16 protein-coding genes are annotated in these 19,336 nt (G+C 45.3%); all 16 read right to left on the bottom strand.

Annotation, left to right across the window (positions count from 1 at the left end; genetic code table 11):
• Nucleotides 1-63 precede the first annotated feature (63 nt).
• The gene (locus BLV86_RS08810) at nt 64-1,137 is read right to left on the bottom strand and encodes a flagellar hook-basal body complex protein (protein ID WP_090816349.1); all 1,074 of its coding nucleotides are present in this window, start codon (nt 1,135-1,137) and stop codon (nt 64-66) included.
• 156 nt (nt 1,138-1,293) lie between these two features.
• The gene (locus BLV86_RS08805; protein ID WP_090816347.1) at nt 1,294-1,689 is read right to left on the bottom strand and encodes a TIGR02530 family flagellar biosynthesis protein; all 396 of its coding nucleotides are present in this window, start codon (nt 1,687-1,689) and stop codon (nt 1,294-1,296) included.
• 72 nt (nt 1,690-1,761) lie between these two features.
• Nucleotides 1,762-2,253, bottom strand: coding sequence for a flagellar hook assembly protein FlgD (locus BLV86_RS08800; protein ID WP_031549246.1), 492 nt, complete (start codon nt 2,251-2,253; stop codon nt 1,762-1,764).
• A gap of 63 nt (nt 2,254-2,316) precedes the next feature.
• Nucleotides 2,317-3,852 (bottom strand): flagellar hook-length control protein FliK, encoded by a 1,536-nt coding sequence (locus tag BLV86_RS08795; protein WP_090816345.1) that lies wholly within the window; start codon nt 3,850-3,852, stop codon nt 2,317-2,319.
• A gap of 88 nt (nt 3,853-3,940) precedes the next feature.
• Entirely contained in the window at nt 3,941-4,393 is a 453-nt protein-coding gene (locus tag BLV86_RS08790; protein ID WP_090816343.1) for a flagellar export protein FliJ, read from the bottom strand.
• A gap of 34 nt (nt 4,394-4,427) precedes the next feature.
• Nucleotides 4,428-5,732 (bottom strand): FliI/YscN family ATPase, encoded by a 1,305-nt coding sequence (locus tag BLV86_RS08785; RefSeq protein ID WP_031549240.1) that lies wholly within the window; start codon nt 5,730-5,732, stop codon nt 4,428-4,430.
• On the bottom strand, nt 5,732-6,640 hold the full coding sequence (locus BLV86_RS08780) for a FliH/SctL family protein (protein WP_139297901.1): 909 nt from the start codon (nt 6,638-6,640) through the stop codon (nt 5,732-5,734). The genes BLV86_RS08785 and BLV86_RS08780 overlap by 1 nt, the downstream gene beginning before the upstream one ends.
• Nucleotides 6,621-7,658 (bottom strand): flagellar motor switch protein FliG, encoded by a 1,038-nt coding sequence (gene fliG, locus BLV86_RS08775; RefSeq protein WP_242873276.1) that lies wholly within the window; start codon nt 7,656-7,658, stop codon nt 6,621-6,623. Before fliG ends, BLV86_RS08780 begins: the two co-directional genes overlap by 20 nt.
• 13 nt (nt 7,659-7,671) lie before the next feature.
• Nucleotides 7,672-9,399 (bottom strand): flagellar basal-body MS-ring/collar protein FliF, encoded by a 1,728-nt coding sequence (gene fliF / locus BLV86_RS08770; protein WP_090816341.1) that lies wholly within the window; start codon nt 9,397-9,399, stop codon nt 7,672-7,674.
• A gap of 32 nt (nt 9,400-9,431) precedes the next feature.
• On the bottom strand, nt 9,432-9,749 hold the full coding sequence (fliE, locus tag BLV86_RS08765; RefSeq protein WP_031549233.1) for a flagellar hook-basal body complex protein FliE: 318 nt from the start codon (nt 9,747-9,749) through the stop codon (nt 9,432-9,434).
• Between the two features lie 529 nt (nt 9,750-10,278).
• Nucleotides 10,279-11,964, bottom strand: coding sequence for a methyl-accepting chemotaxis protein (locus BLV86_RS08760; RefSeq protein WP_090816339.1), 1,686 nt, complete (start codon nt 11,962-11,964; stop codon nt 10,279-10,281).
• A 271-nt stretch (nt 11,965-12,235) separates the two neighbouring features.
• Nucleotides 12,236-14,428, bottom strand: a complete 2,193-nt coding sequence (glgX, locus tag BLV86_RS08755; RefSeq protein WP_090816336.1) for a glycogen debranching protein GlgX — start codon at nt 14,426-14,428, stop codon at nt 12,236-12,238.
• A gap of 55 nt (nt 14,429-14,483) precedes the next feature.
• The gene (locus BLV86_RS08750; protein WP_090816334.1) at nt 14,484-16,811 is read right to left on the bottom strand and encodes a histidine-type phosphatase; all 2,328 of its coding nucleotides are present in this window, start codon (nt 16,809-16,811) and stop codon (nt 14,484-14,486) included.
• Between the two features lie 173 nt (nt 16,812-16,984).
• Nucleotides 16,985-18,562, bottom strand: coding sequence for an AAA family ATPase (locus BLV86_RS08745; RefSeq protein ID WP_031549224.1), 1,578 nt, complete (start codon nt 18,560-18,562; stop codon nt 16,985-16,987).
• A gap of 118 nt (nt 18,563-18,680) precedes the next feature.
• Nucleotides 18,681-19,040 carry a PD-(D/E)XK nuclease domain-containing protein gene (locus tag BLV86_RS08740; RefSeq protein ID WP_242873273.1) on the bottom strand — a complete coding sequence of 120 codons (360 nt, stop codon included), beginning with the start codon at nt 19,038-19,040 and terminating at the stop codon, nt 18,681-18,683.
• A gap of 38 nt (nt 19,041-19,078) precedes the next feature.
• Nucleotides 19,079-19,291, bottom strand: a complete 213-nt coding sequence (locus BLV86_RS08735; RefSeq protein ID WP_090816332.1) for a hypothetical protein — start codon at nt 19,289-19,291, stop codon at nt 19,079-19,081.
• Nucleotides 19,292-19,336 lie beyond the last annotated feature (45 nt).

Below are 19,336 nucleotides of genomic sequence, written 5' to 3'. Positions count from 1 at the left end.
ATAGCGGCGTTATATATAACGCCGCTATCAAGATTTTTATGCATTTTAAGAGATATTATAAGTTTATCTCTTCATATTTACAAGTTCCTGCAGAATTTCGTCAGAAACCGTAATAACTTTGGAATTAGCCTGGAAACCTCTCTGAGAGGTGATCATATCGGTAAATTCCTTTGCGAGATCAACATTGGAGTTCTCAAGGTAGCCTGCCATAAGAGTAGGTGTGGCACCAACGCCCGGCTCGGTTGCTGTAACATTACCGGTATTGTCGCTTGATGCTGTTGTGAAGGTATTGTTTCCGGCCTTCATGAGACCCTCCTGGTTCTGGAAGGAAGCGATGGCAACCTTACCGATAACTATGGAAATTTCTTTGGTGATCTTACCGGCAGTGCCGCTTGTCTGAACCTCCTGTTCAACTATCGCCTTGACAATTCCGTCATTTCCTATCTCAATGCTCTTTATCGGAATCGAAGGAAGCCCTTCAAACATCGCAGCTGTTGTGGTAACAGGGTCACCGGTTGCCGGATCAACAACATTGGTACCTGCCACAGGAGCTCTCAGCGGAACTAGCTGTTTATTATAACCGGTTTCTGGCATTCCATAAGTCTTCGCATCCGTAAAAGAATCCGGTCTGTATCCATATACGAAATTTCCGTTAGAATCCACGATCATACCGTTACTGTCCACATTGAACTGACCGACTCTTGTATAATTAAAACCGGTTGTTTTCATTATATTTGTTGTCTCTTTAACAGCATCCGTAGTATTCTCCTGATTTATTTTTATTCCGGCTACGATATTCTGCGAGCTGGTAATGAAAAAACCGGAGCCGTTTATGGAAGCATTAAAACCACCGATATAGGAAGGTGTTGAAGATGTGAAATCTGTTGCTATACTTCCTGTAAGTGATCCGTAACCATACTGGGCGGCATTAGTACCACCGGTCAAAGCTGCAGTTTTATCAGTTGTTGTAGTTCCCTGTGCGGAAGCATTGGTTGTATGATACAGAGTATCCTTAAATGAATAGCTCTGAGCCTTGAAGCCAAAGGTGTTTACATTGGCTATATTGTTAGATAATACATCAAGCTTTCCCTGATGTGCTCTTAATCCAGCAACTGCTGCATCCATTGCTCTTAACATAATTCTAAATCCTTTCTATACCCGGAACAGGTTTTGCGGCATCCAAACCGCGTAGTCACTGTTCACCTTATTCATCCTGATAAGTTTTAGATAGATAAGTGCAGCCCCGGAGCCGTCACTTCGGGACGGACTCCCGGCATCCTGAAAAGGTCCTGCCTACATAAATACTGCACTGTCTATATTTGTAAGTGTTTTGTTTCTCATATCGTCCTCCGCCATGGTGGTCACCACAACATTGTTGGGAACATTTACTATGAAAATCCCCTGACGACCGATAACCGCTACATCCTTTGCGCCTTTCTTCTTCGCCTCCGAAACCGCATTCCTGAGATCATCCATAAGACCGTCATTCATCTCGATGTTTCTCTCCTCGAGGCGCCTCACTGCGTGCTTGCTGAAGCTTAAATCTTCCTTTGCCTCGTTCTGTAGTTTCGTCAATTGTTCCTGAAAGGAAGTACCGGTATCATTTGTGTTGACTGCTTCAGTTCTGCTTTTTGTGAGATTACTGTATTCTACTGACTGCAGTCTCCTTGAAGTAAGATCAAAATCCATAACTTTCCTTTCTTCAATATTCTGTTTTATCTATCCGGTCGGTCCCGGCTTTCTTGAAAATATTGTTTAAACCTATCCGGTTGATCCCGGCTCTAAAGCAGAGCTTCCTGAAGAACTACCGTTACTGATGCTTGCGATATCCGAGATCTTGTAATCTGTCGTATCACCCTTAAGCCTTATGATAGGTTCGTCATCCGTAAGATGCACAGATTCCACGATTCCTGTTTTGGTTGTGGTGGACTGCCCGGATCCGGCTTCACCTTCCACAAGAACCGTTACCTCTTTACCGATCATCCCAACCGAGTAGCTCTGCTGAGCAAATGCTATCTGGCTGTCAACGGATTTTGTCATGGAGGAAAGTGACTGCACCATGGCCATCTGGGACATCTGCGCCAGAAGCTCACTGTTGTCCATGGGATTGGTCATATCCTGGCTTGAAAGCTGCGCTGCCAGAAGCTTAAAGTAACTGGTTATGGACAGTGTGTTCTTATCATTGGATTCTACGGAATAGCTTCCGGTGTTGTACGGACTGGTACTTCCGGATACTCCCGATACATCTGCCATATATTTCTCCTTTCTGATTCATAACTTCATGAATCGGCTTTAATGAGTGTTGTTAAGTCACCATTACACAAGTCCAAGCCTCATCTGATGAAGAAATGCTGTGCTGTTTGTCTCATCAGCTCTTGACTGCTGCTCATTCTGACGTGACTTCTGCTGTTCTCTGTTCTCGTTTGACTCTCTTCCTTCAGCCATGTCATGCTTTGTGTTGCTCTGCTGTGTATTTGGTACAAATACGCTGGTTTCCTGTCCGGTCTTCTGCTGAATGATATTCGCCATCTGAGGAGCACTCTGGGTAAGCATTTCAAGGGTCTTACTGTTTGTAGCACTGATGGATACCGCTGCATGTCCGCTGTCATAGTTTACATTGATGGTGATCTTACCAAGATTTTCAGGATCAAGCTCGATAGTAAGCTGACCGTTCTTTGAGGGGAATCTTGATGAAACAAGATTTGTAAGGTCATCTGTAAGTGTTGACTCCGATGTACGCATCATCATGGTCTCGTTTGTGCCCACCGGTAATTCCTGCTGTGTAGTTACTTTCTGAGTCTGGGTTGCAAATCCTACCGGGACTGCTGCTGTCGGATCAGAATCATCTTCTGTCTCTGTATTTGCTTTAGTCTTTGAAGTATTGGAGCCAACCTCGGTTTTTTCTGTTTTTGCCATAGTGCTGTCACCGGGTCTTCCTGTAGGTCCGTTGGTGTCCGTAGAAGGTTGTCCGCTTGGAGAACTTCCGCTTTCTGATACGATACGTCCCTGACCTTCAAGGCTCTTAAGTATCTCCTCAGGACTCTTACCTGTGTCATCAACGTTCCCTTTTCTGTTATCTGCTATAGAATTATTTATCCTAGTGTCATCACCAACGTTCTCGGTTTTGGCATCTGTGACAGCCGAACCGTTTCTTTCAGTCTCAAGTACTGCCTTGTTTGCGGCTTCCGTATCTTCTCCGTTTCTTTCAGTCACTGTAACTGAATTTCCATCCTCTACCGGAACGGAATTCTGAAGTACCGGCACAGGTCCTGAAGTATCGTCTGAAACCTTTGTCTGAGCTGTTACCGAAGGTGCTTTAGCCTCTGTCACAAGTCTCTCGGTAACAAGTTCTACTCCGGCATTACCGTTAGGAGTGATCCTGTCGGCTTCCAGGGAACTTACCAGTGCACTAAGAGCAGCTGTGTCATCCTCTTCTGCAAGCTCGACTCCGGTATTTTCGTCAGATACGATCCTGTCTGCCTCCATGGCACTTACAAGAGCCTGAAGAGCTGCTATATCCTCCTCTGTCCTTGCCTTCATCTCATCGGAATTATCTGTTTCCCGAGTCTCCTTAGCTGTCTGTTTTGTTGTTTCCTTAGTTGTCTGTTTTGTTGTTTGTTTGGCTGTAGCCTTGACCGTATCGTCCTTTCCTTTTGAGGGACCGTTCTGTGTCTTGTTTCCCTCATTGGTTTTGGTGTTCCGGTAGTCTGCTCCGCTCTTTTCAGAGATCAGGGCTGAAAAATCAATTCCGCCTGTTCCGGATGAGCTGTTATCAGAACTATAGCCGGATCCGCCCGGACCAAAGGTCACTGTTCCCGCAGAACCCGAAAAATAGTTACTAACAAGTTCCAAATTTTGCCTCCTTTCTTATAATAGAATAATATGGTTTAAATATATGTAATCCATGCATTGCATGAGGATCACCTTTTACTCTGCGTTGTCAGGCCGATCTCCCGATGGAATTCGCCTGGTTGGATACAAACTCATCGATGAAAGCTTCCTGATCCTTCTGCTCCTGAGCCTTATAGATCATCTGCTTCTTTTCCTTAAGCTTTACAAACTTATTGACATCGATGTTTGCTGCCACAACCTCATCCTTTTTCTTATCGGCATTAGCCTGCAAAATCTTAAGTGCTTCTTTTTCCATCTCAACCTGTTTATCAAGATTGTCGATCATTGATGAATACATAAGGAACTTTTCTATGGCTGCCCCGGTCTTTTTAACCTCATCAAATTCAACCGTAAGGGCGTCTGCCTTGGCTCTTAAGTTCCGGATCTCAAGTTTCTTCTCTTCCACAAACTTCATTCTTACAGCATATTGTTCCTTGAGATCATCAAGTATCCTCTGCTTATACTCAAGCACTGACTGAAGATTGTATTGAAACTTTTTCATTGTTACTGCCTTTTTTCCTTTCTCCCTTTATCTTTTAACCAACAATTCTTTTCATCTGTTTAAGCACATCATCATAGCTGAAAGATTCTTTTGTCCCCTGACACAAAAACTTATTGATGTCTACGTACTTGCTCACCGCCTCATCCAGTGCAGCATTGGTACCTTTTTTGTAAGCTCCTATGGAAATGAGATCTGCATTTTTCTGATAGAGTCCCAAAAGGTTTCTCATATTGGAAGCATATTTGTAATGCTCCGGTGATACGATCTCAGCCATAAGACGGCTTACGCTGGCGCCAATGTTTATGGCGGGATAATGGTTCTCCGCCGCCAGTGCTCTCGACAGAACTATATGTCCGTCAAGAATACCACGTACTGTATCGGCGATAGGTTCATTGGTATCATCTCCTTCCACAAGAACCGTATAAACGCCTGTAATGGAGCCTTTGTTAAACTGCCCCGCTCTTTCAAGAAGCCTCGGAAACTCTGCGTAGATGGATGGTGTATAACCTCTCGCTATAGGCGGTTCCCCTGTGGCGAGACCTATCTCTCGCTGTGCCATAGCGTATCTGGTTAATGAATCCATCATGAGAAGTACATCCATCCCCCTGTCACGGAAGTACTCTGCAATAGTTGTGGCAACGAGAGGGCACTTAAGTCTCAGCATCGCCGGCTGGTCTGAGGTAGCCACCACCAGCACCGAACGCTTCATACCTTCCTCCCCAAGGTCTCTCTGTGCGAATTCCAGAACCTCTCGTCCTCTCTCGCCTACAAGGGCTATGACGTTGATGTCTGTCTTGACATTCTTGGCTATCATGCCCATGAGAGTCGACTTACCTACTCCGGATCCTGCGAAGATTCCGATACGCTGACCCTTTCCGATGGTATTGAGACCATCGATGGCCTTTATACCGAAGTCCAGTCTTGAGCGTATAGGTGGTCTGTCGAGAGGATTTGTATATCCGCTGTTAACCGTATAGGTAGAAGCATTTCCGGGAAATGCGGGGCCTCCGTCCATGGGCTGCCCGAGAGCGTTAATGATACGTCCCTTAAGGAAATTCCCAACCGGAACTCTGAGTCTGTGCTTTGTGTTTCTTACGAAGCTTCCTGATGTGATACCCGATGTAGCCTCATAAGTCATAAGCTGAACTCTGTCCCCCTTAAAGCCAACCACCTCAGCAGGAATACTTTTATTCAATTCCTCATTGTGGATCATGCAGATGTCACCGACACTTGCCCTGTCGCCGGAAGCTTCGATAGCCATTCCAACGATGTTCTCGATCTTTCCTACACGACCCACTGTTTCCGACTTCCGGATTATCTCCGGGAGCTTCTCAAACATTACTCATTACCCTCTTCGTTTTGTTCCATGATATCGATACTGTTGAGATTCTCTCTGATATTGTCAATCTGTGAGGAAACTCCTATATCGATCATCTCACTTGGTGTTTCTATAACCGCATAACCCATGCTTTCCTTATCCTGGACAACAAACTTGACATTGTCCGAAATTCTTGCAAGGTCTGCAGCCACGTCCTCGTCTACCGAAAGAAGCTTTTCATAATCAAACTTATCTATGTAGATCTTGATCCACTCCGTTTTCTTCATCTTTTCAACCTCGGCTATGATCATACGCTTAATGATCTCTCCGGAGGTTTCGAGGCTTATATGAATGACTTTTTCGGCAACGGCTATTGCTACATCCTTCAGCTCATCCAGGTATCTGTGAAAGCTTTCCTCTCTTTCCTCACCTATCTGAATGATTGAATGAGCTACAGCGGTCTGGTACTTTTCTATAGTCAGTTTGAAATCCGCCTCCGCCTGCTGCTGTGCTGCCCTGTGACCATCCGCCATGCCTTCCTGATGTCCGGCATTGTAACCTTCGTCATAGGCTTCTTTTTTGATCTGTTCAGCTTCCAGATTGGCCCTGTTAATGATCTTTTCCGCTCTGTCAGCCGCATCCCTCAGCATCTTACGCTGCAAGATGGCTATTTCTTCGTCCGATTTCACCTGTTCGCTCTGCTTTTCAGGCTCCGGACTAGTTACTGGCACATCCTTGTAGGTTTGATAGGCAACTTCTGTTTTTTGTTCGGGTTCCGGTTCCACCTGATTTACGATAACCTCAGGTTCCTCCTCCACTTCATCTTTATTGAAGTTTTCTATGGGAGGAACAAAGGTCTGAACACTTACATTACGGCCACCCTTGATTATGGATCGAGACGATTTCACCTTATACAATGATTTCATCATCTCCTCCTCCCTTATTGATTACAAGCTCGCCCTGTTCCTCGAGCTTACGGATAAGGTTAACGATACGCTGCTGAGCTTCCTCAACATCCTTGAGACGAACATTACTTGTAGTCTCGATATCACTTCTAACCGTTTCTGCCTGACGCTTGGACATGTTGTTGAAGAATATGGTCTTCATATCTTCGCTTGCAGTCTTCATGGCAAATACAATATCCTTTGTATCGCAATCGCGGATAAATCTCTGAACGGAACGAACATCCATAAAGAGGATATCCTCGAATACGAACATCTTGTCTCTGATGTCCTTTGAAAGATCGGGATCCGATACATCGAGTTCATCAAAGATCTTCTTTTCAGAGCTTCTGTCGATATGGTTCATGACATCAGCCACATAATCGATACCACCGAGGTTCATATTCTCATCACTGGTGATGATAGAACTGAACTTACGCTTCATTTCGCTTTCAACTATGGCAATGGCATCCGGTGAAACTCGGTCCATGTTTGCCATGGCTGTAACTGTTGGAATGCGCTTTTCCTCGGGAAGGTTCTCAAGAACCTTGGCAGACTGCTCTGCCTCCATATAAGACATGATGAGGGCGATAACCTGTGGTCGTTCGTTTCCAAGCAGTGACAGAAGTGCCTTCGGATCACCCTTCGCAAAGAAGTTGAAGGGCTTGGAAGCCAGGGTCTTTGAAACCTTTTCGAGAAGGTTCTTGGCGGTGGATTCGCCAAAGGCCTTTTCAAGGACTACCTTTGCGTAGTCGATTCCACCGTCAGTCATCATCTTGTGAGTGAGACAAAGCTTGTAAAACTCGTCCAGGGTATCCTCTACCTCTTTGTTCGTAGTCTTTCCCAGTCTTGCTACTTCATATGTCAGCTCCTCGATATCCGCTTCACTAAGGTACTTATATAATTGTGATGCACGATCTGCTCCCAGAGATACAATGACAAGTGCTGCCTTCTGTTTACGAGTCAGCTTTCTGTTTGCAATATATTTCACAGGATCGATCGAGATAGTTTCTTCCGCTTTACTTTCTACCGGAACGGTCTTTTCTTCTGCCACTGTTTATCTCCTCTCCCTCATCATCATCGTCTTCAAGCATCCAGCTCTGGATAAGCTTTGCGACTACCTGAGGGTTGTTATCAACAAATTCTCCGATATTCTGCTTCAGGCGCATGCCATGCTGCATTGCCGCACTGGTTTCTTCCTCTGCTCCGATTTCTCTCTCCTCCTGCTTCTCGCGGCTGTTTTCTTCTGCTTCTGCCGCTGCTGCCGCCTCTGCTGCAGCTGCTGCCTCTGCCTCCGCTGCTGCCTGTGCCTCTGCCTCTGCCTGAGCTTTAGCTTCTGCCTCAAGTTTAAGTCTCTTCTTTTTCTTCTTACGAAGAACGAGGAGGATAATGATAAGAAGCAGCAGTACGATTCCGGCTATAGCTGCAATAAATGCAACCAGAGGAACCTTAGCCTCTTCTTCTGTTTCGCCTTCCGCTCCTTCTCCAGTTTCTTCCGTAGGTTCAGGTGCAGGAGTTGAACGAATGACAGTTATCTTATTCGCGGCCTCAAGCCTCGGAATACCTCCCGCATCCGCAACCAGATTGATGAGGTCCTTTTGCTGAACCGCGGTGTCGCTTGTCATGATAACTACAGCCACCGAAGCATCCTTGAGAGCTCCAGGCGGGATCTCTCTCTGCTCCTTAAGAACATTGAACAGCCATTCTCTTTCGTAAGCATTGTACGAATATCCGTTGATGGTTGTGTTTTCTCCATTCTGGTTCACATATCTCGGAGTATCAGCATTGGCATCAGTGCCTACAACGCCGGCGGCTCCGTCTGCTGCCGTACCGGAATCTTCACGATTGTACTTCTCTGTGTTGAGAAGACCTTCTCTGTTCTCAGCTGTTTCCGGCTGATCCGGAACAGTATACTCAGTATTTTCCGATATGAGCTTTGTCATATCGAGAGTACCCTTTACGGATACAGCTACATTGTCATCTCCGTAAAGCTTTCCGAGAACGTGTTTGATGTTGTTTGCTATTTCGCGCTCAACTTTACGGGTGAGATCCTGAACCAGCTTACTGGTATCTTCTTCCTCTTTATCTATGCCAACTTCTTCCATGGTTTCGGCATCAAAGACCGAAACGTTTGTGAAGTTCATGCCCTTAACGGATCTTGAAATAAGATTCCGGATGGCGTTGGCGTTTGCCTTCGATAAAGTCTTCCCCTCCTTCATGGTAACAACTACAGATGCGGAGGCATCTATAGTCTCGGTGGTACTCAATGCAAACTTGTCATCCGACCCCTGAGCTATGGTTACCTTGGCATCCTGTACTCCGTCAAAGAGACGGATGGTTGCTCCCAGACGATCCTGAAGATCGTACAGGGTGTAAAGCTCTTTATCTGATTCTGTTGTCATGAGACCGGCGTTGCTTATATACATGTCATAAGCAAAGCCGCTCTTCGGGTAACCCTTACTTAAAAGGGAAACTCTCGTTGCCTCTACCTTATCCGAAAGAACCCTGATGGATCCGTCGGAAGCATTGTAGGTATACTGGATCTGCTCGTCCTGCAGAAGACCTGCCACCTGTGATGCTTCTTCGGTACTCAGCCCCGTAAACAGAACACTGTATTTTGGTTTGTTATTTAAACTTAAATAAATAATTGCCACAGCAGCGGCTATCACCGTTGCTGCAATGATGCCTATAACGGCTATCTTGCTCCGTTTAGACAACTTCCCCCATTGCTCTTTAAAGTTTTCCAAAGTTCACTCCACTCTGATCCCCATCCCCGATGTTAGCTGTTCATCCTCAAAAGTTCGTTATATGAGGTTAATGCCTTATTTCGTAATGTAACCATAAGGCTCAGACTTATGGCAGCCTTAGACTCAGCTATAGGAAGCGAATGTGCATCCTCAAGCTGTCCTGTTGCAAGGAGATACTGCTTGTTCTCAACGTCTGCCTGAGTGGTCTTAACATTGTTCACAGTCTGATCCAGAACTTCCTTGAACAGTTTTGCGCCCTCAGTCTCCTCAGGTCTTTGATTACGAATGGTTCCCTTTTCAGTGAGATCCCACGGCTTCATTGGTGTGATAAATTGATCATTAATTTCCATACTCAAGGCCCTCTTAAATCTTAAAAATTGTAAATTTTACCTAATTTTTAACTAAGCAAATAGTACGCTAAATTTTATAAATAGCGTTTAGTGTGTTTCGCCCGTCCTTGGAAACTAACTTTTCATGGAGTCAATACACGGTTCCTGAGGCTGAATGCCCTAGACTTGGATCCGTCCCTCTCTAAAAGATGATCTCTGCTGCTTCCCTGCATCAGACTATTAAATAACTTACGTAAAAAAATACTTATAATTTCTATTAAAAATTATGAGTTTTCTATTAGTATCACTATAACATGATTCAAAACAGCATGCAACAAGGAAAATATAAAAGTAGTTAAATTTCGGTGAATTAATGCTGAAATTTAAGATAATTTGCACAAAGTATTTGTGTTGTTTTAAATTGTGCCATTAAAACAAGCAATAGATGCCGGATGAGAAAACCACCGGTAAATGCTTAAAACAGGAAAGAGCTGCCGGGTGGCAGCTCTTGTGTTTTTACTTATTATATATAAGTTCTCTATAATATTTTTTAGTAAGTGATCTTTGCAACCATATCTTTGAGAAGTGTTGCGTGATCGTTAAGCTCGTTGCTGGAAGCGGAGCTTTCTTCGGCTGTGGCGCTGTTCTGCTGTACCACCTGGGAGATCTGCTCAAGACCTGTGGTGATCTCGGAAATGGATTCGGCTTCCTTCTGCATCTCGCCGGCAATGGAAGCAACCAGTTCTTTGGACTTGATAGCATTATCCTTAACAGCATCCAGCTCATGGGCTGCGGATCCAACCATCTTGGAACCCTTATGGATAGCCTCAATTGCAGACTGGATAAGAGTTGAAGTTTCTGTTGCGGCATCTGCGGACTTACCTGCAAGATTTCTTACTTCGTCAGCTACAACCGCAAAGCCCTTGCCGGCTGCTCCCGCACGGGCTGCCTCAACAGCGGCATTAAGTGCAAGGATATTGGTCTGGAAGGCAATGTCATCGATAGCCTTGATGATATTCTCGATCTGATTGGACTTGTCTTCGATCTCCTTCATTGCATCCTGAACTTTTGCCATCTGTTCATTCTGCTCGGTAAGCTTATCGGCAACGCCTGCGGAGAAGTCTTCAACCTCATGTGCAGATCTTGCACTATCCTTAACCTTGGTATTAAGTGATCCTACAGTTGCGGAAAGCTCCTGAAGAGTAGCTGCCTGCTCTGTAGCACCCTGGCTGAGAGCCATGGATCCTGCTGCGATCTGTTCTGAACCATTCTGTACTCTTGCGGCAACTTCATTCATGTTGGAGAAGATTTCTGAAAGGTTTTCGGAGATCTTTTCGAAACCGGTTCTGATAGCTGCTGTATCATTAACATAAATCTGAGGATTCTTAAGCTTTGCGGAGAAATCTCCCGTGCTCATGGCTGTAAGCATGGTGCTGAGATCATCGATAAGGAACTGGAGCTTCATATTGACATCGGCCATATTGCCTACCATCACACCGAGCTCATCCTTTGAAAGCTTGTCTCTGTCGATTTCGGTATCGAACTTTGCCTGTGCGATATTTTCCATAGTGGAATTGGCAAGCTTGACATTCTGGATAATCATGTTTGCAAGACTCATGAATACCACAATCACCAAAACGATTACCACAATTCCGAGGATTGCAAGCAGTACTGTTACAAATTTTTCAAATGTTTCAGACTTCTCGATGAGGTCAGCCGCCTGTTTATCTGAAAGGCTTCCCACATCTCCAAGGGCTCCTGAGAAGTTCTCGGAGGTGATGACATTAAATCCATCCTTATAGTAGGCTGCCGCACCTTCCCTATCTCCCGCATCCATCATATCAAGGATCTTGTAGGAGTCGGTCTTAAGTTCATTAAATCTCGTCTGCAGAGTTGAGGTCAGCTGAGCATCTCCCAGGGTCTTTGCGATGGAATCGATGCTGTCCTGCATATCTGCAAATCGCTCATCAAAATCCGCTCTCTGGTCGGCCACAGAATTGTTTTCGGGATCAAGCATGGTAAGGAGCAGACGTTTGTTGATTGTCTGTATATCCTTACGCATTCCCATCTGTGCTTTGGTGTTATTGTACTGTACACCTGAAAATTGCTTCATCATTCCACTCATCTTTGAGAAAGAGCCGAATGAAATTCCAACCAGTACGATGATGGCAACCGCTATGATCACTATGGTTGTGATGAATTTGTCTTTGACCTTCATGTTCCTGAACTTTTGCATCTTGTTTCCTCCTGCGCTGTCCTAAGCTATGTTGTACCCGAATATATGGAGCGTACTTGCTTTTCGGCCTTGTAACGTTCCGTACTGTTCTTACTTCCGGCAATCCTTGCCTGAGATTCAACAGTTTTTTAGTTTCTACAATTTCCTTATCGGCAAGAATATTTTTCTGATAAGTATTTGTGAGATATATTATTTATTTAATAAAACGAGGGCCGGAGCAGGAGGGCATCCTGCTCCGGCCTAATTTACTTTTACGAATGAATAGATACAATTATCCTCGCTTTTTGGCTATCATTACGACGGTCATGCGGCAGCCGAGGGTCCACTGGGCGGGGAGGCCCATGTCTTTTTCCTTGCCGACGGGGTAGGAACGGCCGGCGCTTTCTGTGGCAAGGTGCCAGGTGAAGCCGGCGGGGAGTATGGGGAGGGTGAATGTGTGAGGCTCCCAATGGGCATTGACCATTACGTAGATATAGCTGTCTTCCTTTACGTTAAATTTCTTACGATCTTCTGCGTACATGAAAGCGAAAGTCAGGGTTGGGGCGTTCATGTCCAGCTGCCAGGGAGTTTCCGAATGGAAGGAAAGCTCAGGGTAGCCGGTGCCGTTGTGGCCTCTGAAAAAGTCTTCGCTTCTCAAAACCGGATGGGCCTTTCTGAAGGAAATGATGTTTTTCACGAAGTTATGGAAATCATCATACTTTTCAAGTCCGGTCCAGTCGAGCCAGGTGGTCTCATTGTCCTGACAATATGCATTGTTGTTGCCGGACTGGGTGTTGCCCATCTCATCTCCGGAGAGAAGCATAGGCACACCGCGGCTAAGGAACAGAATTGTCAGCAGGTTTTCCATCTGCCTTCTTCTGCGGTTGAGGATCTCTTCGTCGTCAGTATCTCCCTCTGCCCCACTATTCCAGCTGTTGTTGTCATTGGCACCGTCAAGGTTTCCCTCGCCGTTTTGTTCGTTGTGCTTTTCGTTGTAGGAAACCAGATCCCGGAGGGTGAAGCCATCATGACAGGTTATAAAGTTAATGGATACAGCCGGAGTTTTGCCCGGATACATATCTTCGGATCCGGCTATCCTGTTGTAAAGCTCGGGAGCGCATTCTGCCTCTCCTTTTATGAATTTTCTTACGCAGTCTCTGTACTTTCCGTTCCACTCAGAGAACCTGTTCCAGGAGGGGAATGATCCCACCTGATAAAGTCCGCCGGCATCCCAGGCCTCCGCAATAAGCTTTGCCCTTCCGAGAACCGCATCATGAGCGAGGCTCTCAAGAATAGGGGGCGAGATCATTGGCGCCCCTTCCTGATTCCTGGTGAGGATGGAGGCAAGATCGAAACGGAATCCGTCTATATGATAGGAAGCAACCCAGTATCTGAGGCAGTCCTTGATGAAGCTCCGGACTACAGCATTGTTACAATTCATGGTATTGCCGCAGCCGCTGAAGTTATAGTAGTGGCCGTCGGGGGTCAGAAGATAATAGGTTCGGTTGTCTATTCCTTTATAGGAAATAACCGGCCCTTTTTCGTCTCCCTCGGCGGTGTGATTGAACACCACGTCAAGGATCACTTCGATTCCGTTTTTATGAAGCGTCTTGATGGTATACTTCAGCTCATCCACCTCCATGCCGAGGCTGCCGGAAGCAGCGTAGCCGGCCTTGGGGGAGAAAAAGTTTACAGTGGAGTAGCCCCAGTAATTGTAGAGTTGCTGACCCCTCACCGAGAAGTCGTTCTGAAGCTCATCAAATTCAAAGATGGGAAGAAGCTCAACACAGTTAACTCCAAGTTCCTTTAAATAAGGAATCTTTTCACAGATTCCGGCATAGGTGCCCTTGTATTTTACGCCGCTGGATTCATGACGGGTGAAACCTCTGACATGCATCTCGTAGATGACCAGATCCTTCTTGGGGATATTAAGGAGTCTGTCGCCCTCCCAGTCGAAGTCCTCCATTATTACACGACCTCTGAAGCCAATGTTTCTGCCGGTTTTTTTCCGTTTTTGCCGGCGCTTTACGTATTCTGCCTCAGGTTCCTCCTCAAGGATATTCTCAAGTCCGGTGTAGTCGGATTCGTCCAGGTACTTATGCATTTCTCCGCCCCAGACAGCTCTTCCTGACACAGCCTTAGCGTAAGGGTCCAGGAGAGGATTTTCCTTATCGAAGCATTGGCCCTTTTTTTCATCATAGGGACCGTCCATGAGATAGGCATACTCGAGGTCGTCAATGTCAAGGCCGAAAACCATCATGGTGAAAACGTCGCCTATCCGGAATTCATCGGGGAATGGGATCTTCACGAAAGGCTTCTCCGCTCCCTTGTGATACAGGAGCAGGGTGCAGCCTGTGGCCTCTGTTGAGTATATGCTGAAATTTACTGCATCATGAACTATGGACGCGCCGAAGGGGAAAACGCGGCCCGCCTTGTATTCTATGCCTTTAAGTTTTTTGGTGGGAAAACTGTCGATAGGTATCATATGTATTCCATTCTTCCTCACTCATAAGAATATATCTTGTGGATATCTGTTTCACTTAAGCCGCTGCATCCCATGTTTCCTTCGTGTATTTCTCCTGAAGCTCATCATACTGAGCCAGGGTACGGTCAAACATACCGAAAAGATCGGCTTCTGAGATCAGGCCGTCTTCATTGGTCGGCACACCCTCAAAGCTAAGGTTATATCTCATAGGAGGATTCTCCGGTGACAGAACTGCTGAATCTCTGATCTGTTCAGTGCTTCTGTAAACCAGATTGACCCTGTACCATGCCTCACCCTCCGGATCACGCCAACGCTCAAAAAGCACCTTCACACCTATCGGTGTTTTTGTTTCAATGCTGTCCGGAAGAGTATATGGCTTCACTCCGAGAGCAGTCAAAGTCGTAAACACTGTACAGTCGTGAGCACAGAGGAAGCTGAATTTCCTCTTTTCATTCTTAAGTTCACTTTCCAGTTCCCGGACAAGTGGGTTGCTAATGTTTACCGATACAAGCGGTGCACCGAATTTTATTTCTTCATATTTTGTAAGTACATTTGCTATCTCTGCCCAGTCTGATTCACTGAGCTCGTGTCCGAAGGCTGCCTTTTTGAGATCCGGTTCCTCATAGTACTGAAGAACCAGCGCATCTGCCACCTGACTTGCTGTCTTTATGGCACCTGTTATATCAGGTTCCTGACCCTCAGCCATCTTGTAGCCTGAACTGTCTTTTAAAAGATCGCCGTACTTCCCATCCTTATAGGCTTCGCTGTCCTCCATATCAACGGTATCCATGATAAGCTTTATGGCATCCCTCAACTCGTCCGTAAGTCCGTCAAAGCCTGCATCACCGCCCATGGATCTGACCTGTTCCTCAGCATCGGAAGCGTACTCCTCCGAATAAAACTTAAGATTCGGTTTCATAAAATCTTCGAGACCATTTGTGGCTGTGGGATACTCCACCTTAACGTCCGCAAGGGGAAGCATTCCTGAGGCAAAGTATCTGGCTGTTGCTCTGCAGCGCTGCTTCTCTCTTGCATTAAAACGGATCTCACCTTCTTCAGGGATACTGTTTTCCGGGATCAGTCCCTCCTGATCAAGCCACTTTCTGAAGTATTGTCCCATGTTTGTTTCCTGGATCCCGCCCTTTGTGGTCAGTTCACTGGATTTAGCTGTCCACCTGATCCACTCGTGGGGTGTGAGCTCCTGTGGGACAGAACCATTACTTGATAAAGGAGCACGAAGGTTATGTCTGCTGAGAGCCACCACCTGTTCAAGCTTATAGCGCGCCATGGTATTCTTCATTACGCCATCGCCATAGATGGTAAGGAAATCATCCTTCATGGAGATAGTATCGACACCCACCTTCTCATAGGACTCTTTCTTTTCCTTAGCACTGTCAGGTTCTCCATATTCTCTTACAGGATCATCAGCGAGTACCATATAAGCCTCGCTTCTGTATGGATTGTTAGAGATGGTGTAAACAGCCATGGCGAGATCTCCGGAGGAATTGCCGAATGCAAGCACCGGCTGCTGCCCGATCTCTCTCACGATGGCGTCCACCTTACTGGTCTTGGCATTTTCACCATAGTAGTTACCGTCAAACACTATCTTGTCTTCAGATGTGAAAGTATAGTCAGTATCCTCAGCATCTCCCTGATTGGTTGCGGTGTAACCATACTCTGTGCCTATGACCTGTGCCGGTGGGATGTCCAGAGTATCGGCGACGATCTGACGCACGATGTTCCGCTCCGTGGCAGTGACTACATAGACTTTGAAATCATTATCCTGAAGCTCCTTAAAAAGCTCCAGCATGGGCTTGTACCAGGCCTCGCCTCTTGTCATGCCCGTGAAGCCCCAGGCTTCACTTGACTTGAAGTTTTCAACAACCTCAGCAAGTTCCTCCATAGTCATTCCCTTGTAAGCTTTGGCTGCTGCTTCTGCCTGTCTGGTACTCATGCCATCCGGTTTTTTCCTGCCTGTGGCTTCCATGATCTCATGGGCAACACTCAGAACCTCTTCAGACATGTCATCCGAATGGCTCAGTGCATAATCTGCGAAAACCATATACTCAAAGCAGAAAGGATCGGTTTCACACATCAGTGTTCCGTCCAGATCGAAAACCGCTATACGATCCTTAACGGGGATGTAATCTGATGAAGCTTCATCCGTCACTGCACCTATGTAATCATTGATCTTTTTCGCAGCCTGAGAGTCTTTGGTCCAGTAATCCTTGATGAAAACTTTCTCGACCTCCGATCCGGAGGCCAAAGCGCTTTGATCCGTCTCTTCAGCTACGACAAAATTCAATGACACCGGAAAAGCAATCAGCGACAAAGCGATGGCCGGGGCCAATAGTTTACGAAGCTTATTACCTATTACCTTCATTGTCTATACTCCTTGTATTTTCTTAATGGATCTTTTTTTGTCGATGGGTGTCATGGATCGGGGTGGTTCTTTTTACCATATATCCACATAAATAAAAAAGCCGAAAATATCCATGCGTACATAGATATCTTCGACTTTAAAAATAATTGTATAATCCTTGTATGGAAAAGAAATTAATCTTTCACCAACTGTTCTATCTTACAGGTATGCTCCTTAGTATGCTCATCATAATTGATTCCCACCAGAAGAACCTTTCCGGTATATCTTTCCATGGAGTCAAAATACTTCTTATCCTTTACCTGCTGAAGGGCGCTCTCCGAGGATTTGTTGTGTTTCAGCTCTATCACCATGGCCGGAAGCTTCTTGTTAAGCGGAATATAAACTACATCAGCAAAGCCCTTGCCGGTTGTCATTTCTTTCCTGACATCATATTCATTAAGTGCATAAATGAAGGCAAGATAAATTGCACTCTGGAACACGTCCTCGTTATTGTAGCTTCTGTTTGATGCCACATGAATGTGGGAGATGTCCAATGCCTTTGCCACGGCCTCTCCATCCCCCTGAAGAGTTTTCTTCAAAAGTTCTTTCGAGTTCTTGATGATCTCATCCGTCACTTTATAATCATGACTTACGGCGATAGCATTGAACCACTCCTGACGCACTTCACGATTTGGGATGCGGCAGGTTTGTTCTTCATCATCATATGCAAGATACCCTAAGTGGATCAGATATGTGAACATATCGTCCTTTGTGGCAAAGTCGTTCATGGTATTGAGATAGCTTGTTACATTGACATCAACTTCTTCGCCGGCAAGCATCCTTATGATATCGTCTTTGGTTCCTGCAAAATTTTGTTCTATACGATCTGCGATAACCTTGTAAGATGATGTCTTCCCCCAATATCCTCCAAATTTATGCATCTTCATAGACTTTATGACTGATTCAGGACTGTAAATATCCCATCCATCCACAACATAACCGTCATACCAGTTGCGGCACTCGTCAAAATCCATGTTGTACTCTGCGCAGAGATTTTTCACCTCTTCCCCAGTAAATCCCATGAACTCCGAAAACCTGCCGGCACCAAGTATAGTATACTCATCAAAGTTATTGAGTTTACTCTGTATCTTGTCTCTCACAACCGGAAGGATACCTGTGAGATATGCCATGGATATGGCCGGACGCAGGGTATTACTCTTGAAAAGACCATTCAGGAAGCTCAGGTACTCATCAAAAAGCTTCTGTGGTACCTGTTCACGAACCAAAACATCATATTCATCGATGAGGATGATGAAAGTGTCTCCCGTTTTAGAATAAATCTTTAGTATTGCTTCCGCCAAGGAATCCGTTTCTTCAATTGAAATCTCAGGATATGTGGTCTTAATCTCGTCTTTTACCTTTTCCTGAATGCCTCCTATCAGATTCACTTTATCCTTAGTGTTCTGATATTCACTATTTAAATCAAGCTGGATAACATTATATTTATTGAGAAACTTCTCGAAATCAGGATCTTTTGAAACCTTTAAGCCATCAAACAACTTTTTTGAGTCACACCCTCTCGAATAGTAGGCTGCTATCATGTTCTGAGCTATAGTTTTCCCGAACCTCCTGGGCCTGGCCATACATATGAGATTGTTATCTGCATCGATCAGACGATTAGTCACCTTAAGAAGCATGGACTTATCTACATAAATCTCTGCCGATGACGCCCGCCTGAACATTTCATTTCCCGGATTCAAATAAATTCCCATAATCCATCTCCCCAGCAACATGAATCTGTTGTTTAATTCAATAATTCTGGTTTTAGTCTAGCATAAAAAAAGAAAAAGGTCACTTAACCCGGAGTTGACCGGTAAATGACCTTTTTGATTACACTCTTTCAATATCACATGTGTGATGCTTAAATTCACCACTTGTATTCTTAGCATCCCTGTTGTAGTTTATCCCCACAAGAAGGATATTTCCCCTATATGCTTCCAGTCTGTCCGGATACTCCTGCCGTTTGATCTGAGCGATGGCACCATCCACATCCTTTTCGTATTTCAACTCAATGATAAGAACCGGCTTGTCAGCATACTGCGGGCGTGGAATATATACCCTGTCAGCATATCCTTTCCCCGCATCCAGTTCAGGAAGCATGGTGTAATACTTTTCTGCCGCATAATATGCATAAAGAATAGCGTAGCTGAGTGCCGCTTCGTCATTGTAGGTTTTATGTAGACTTTGCAAAAAAGTTACACTAAACCATTAAATAGGGGATTTCTCCCCTATACTTCAAGGAACGTCAGAACCTCCTGCAGGCTCTTGTTACTGTTGATGAATGCATCCATGATCTGTCTTGCTTCGATTTCCTGTTTTTGTTTTCGGAGTTCAAGTATTCTTGCAGCGATCTTATCACATCGCGCCTGTGCCTTGGCATGTTCCTCTGTTACTTTTGCAAGTTCTGCATCGATTGATGCCATGGATTTACTCCTCGCCATCGTCATTTTCCTCCTCGGTCAGTTCACTCATAAGTGACTGATTAT

It is taken from the genome of Oribacterium sp. KHPX15 (assembly GCF_900107835.1).
Lineage (GTDB): Bacteria > Bacillota > Clostridia > Lachnospirales > Lachnospiraceae > Oribacterium.
This window is presented reverse-complemented; position numbering and strand designations above follow the sequence as displayed.